Here is a 2,389-nt window from a genome sequence, read left to right on the forward strand (position 1 = left end):
AACGCACTCCCGCTCACCGTCCCCAGCCGGTCGTCCACGTACTTGGCCGTGAGCCCCGCGCTGAAGCGGTCGGAGAAGTTCTGGGCGAAGGTGAGCCCGATGAAGGTCTGGTTCACCGAGTAGGTGGCCCCGGTCCCCTCCGGCTGGTCCTCGGTGAAGACCGGCTGGTCCCGGAAGCCGAAGGTGCCCAGCTGGAAGCCGATCGCCCGGCTCCCGCCGCTGAAGGGAAAGGCCAGCCCGCCCCACGAGTAGCGGGTCTCGGCCACGTAGTCATAGGTCCCGATGGTGAGGCCCGCCTTCTCGATCAGGGCCGCCCCCGCGGGGTTGTAGTAGAGCGAGCTGATGTCGGTGGCGATGGCGGCGAAGCTGCCGCCCAGCGCCGCGCCTCGGGCCCCGGCCCCCAGCAGCAGGAACTCGGCCGAGGTGGTGCCGTAACTGGTATTGTCTTCCTGCCCGACCGGCTGCCCGGTGTCGTTCTGCGCCGCCAGGGCGGCCGGGCTCAGGGCGAGAAGCCCGAGCCCGAGCAGCCAACGGGACGTGGTGGACGTTGTCATCGGCCGATCTCCTATTGGGCGAAGTTCACGACCGTGAAGCGGCCGACTCGGCGAGCGTCGCCGGATTCGATGTGGTAGAAGTACACCCCGCTGGCGACCACCTGGTTGTTGCGATTACGGAGGTCCCAGTCGAACTCACTGCCCTGCGACCGGCTGGTCGAGCTGTAGCGGCCGCCATCGTGCTCCAGCATCCGCACGAGCACGCCGCTCACCGAGTAGATCAGGATGATGGCCTTCTCGGGCAGCCCCACGAACTTGAGCACCTTCTGGTCGGTGCTGGCCTCGTAGGCGCTCTGCACGTAGTAGGGGTCGGGCACCGTATGGACCCGGCTCAGGTCGTTCTTGGTGGTGGCGTTCACCTGGTTCACCACCCCGAACTCCACCTTCACCGTGGCACCCACCGCCGTGAACGGGTTCACGGCCGGCGTGAAGCGGTAGGGCTGCCCGGTGTCCCCGCTGCCGGGGCCCTTGCCGCCCGTGATGGCGCCCGCGTAGGTCCGCATGGCCCACACCGTGCCCTGGGCGGGCAGGGCGGCCATCTGCATCAGGAACAGGTCGCCCACGATGTAGATCATGAAGCCCTGGCCCGACACCGCCGCCGTCTGCGAGTTCTCCGGCACGTCCTTGAACAGCGCGACGTCGCTCAGGACGGCGGTGGTCTCCAGGGCGGCCGTCCCGCCGTCGCAGGGAATCCGCTGGTCCATGCCGGGCGAGAAGGCGGACTTGATGGGCTCGACACAGCCGATGTCGACCATGGTGAGGACCGTGGCCCGGCCGTCGTAGCCGCCGGCGACACCCGGGTTGGTGCCGTTCAGGACGCCCCACGTGCTACCCATCGCCCCGGAGAAGGGCACGACCACGTTGTGGGTGACGTCGACGACGGAGTCGATGACACCACCGGTGCCCCAGTAAACGTTGTAGTCGGCACCACGGTGAACGGTGCCTGTCAACCATGGCATGTTCCGCCACTGACCGTTGAAGTAGGCGTACTCCCGGGCCTGCGAGATCACGTCCACACCGGTCAGCTGGCCGGCGTTGTTGAAGGCCGTGAGGTCGCAGGTGCCGGTGGCCGCCAGCGTGGAGGTGCTGCCGCCCGAGTTCGGGATGCAGTTGCCGCCGTTGGGATCGGCCATGGTCTCGTTCTGCTGCGGCGAGGGGCCGTCGAACCAGCGCGACCCGTTGTAGGGGCACTGCCCGAGCGCTGTGGTGGCGCCGACCAGCGCGGTGATGTCACCCGCGAAGCAGCCCAGGCCCCAGCCCCCGTTGACCCCGGGGCTCGGCACCTGGACCGCGCCGAAGGCCGACAGGGTGAACGGCGGCGACCCCTCGAACTTCTGGGCCACATCCGGGTCCACCGTCAACGCCGTAAAGAAGCTGGAGTCGGCCACCAGGTCCGGGCCCGGGAAGTTGTACGACGTATTGATGGGCGCCAGGACCTTGAAGCTGTCGGTCGGGCTCTTGAGCGTGAGATAGTAGTTGGTCTGGAAGCCCTCGCTGCCGACCGCGCAGCACGCGATGGTGCTCCACTGGCCCGGCGTGATGCTGTCGAGCCGCATGGACAGCTCGCCACCCTGGTCCGGCTGGATGACGGCACCGGCGAACTCGCCCACGAACTCCACCACGCCGCCATTCGCCGGCGCCATCGGGCCGCTGAAGCGGCCGGTGGTCGGATCGATGGTCGGGGCGGTGAACAGCGTGTCCGTGGCGACATCCCGGCCCACCACGTGCGGGGCGACCGAGGTCTCGATCACCTGATTGCTCGGCGTCGGGGCCGGGATCACCGCCTTGGAGACCCGCGCCGACTCCAGGCTCGAGGGCCCGGAAACCAGCGAGTT

At 68.6% G+C, this 2,389-nt stretch carries 2 protein-coding genes; both read right to left on the reverse strand.

Features of this window, described 5'->3' with window-relative positions; all coding sequences use genetic code 11:
• On the reverse strand, positions 1-554 hold a 554-nt coding region (locus tag VF468_00500; protein HEX5876805.1), incomplete at its 3' end, for a UPF0164 family protein.
• An 11-nt stretch (positions 555-565) separates the two neighbouring features.
• Positions 566-2,389: hypothetical protein (locus VF468_00505; GenBank protein ID HEX5876806.1), on the reverse strand; the 1,824-nt coding region annotated here is incomplete at its 5' end.

The sequence above is a fragment of the Actinomycetota bacterium genome, from assembly GCA_036280995.1.
In the GTDB taxonomy this organism is placed as follows: domain Bacteria; phylum Actinomycetota; class CALGFH01; order CALGFH01; family CALGFH01; genus CALGFH01.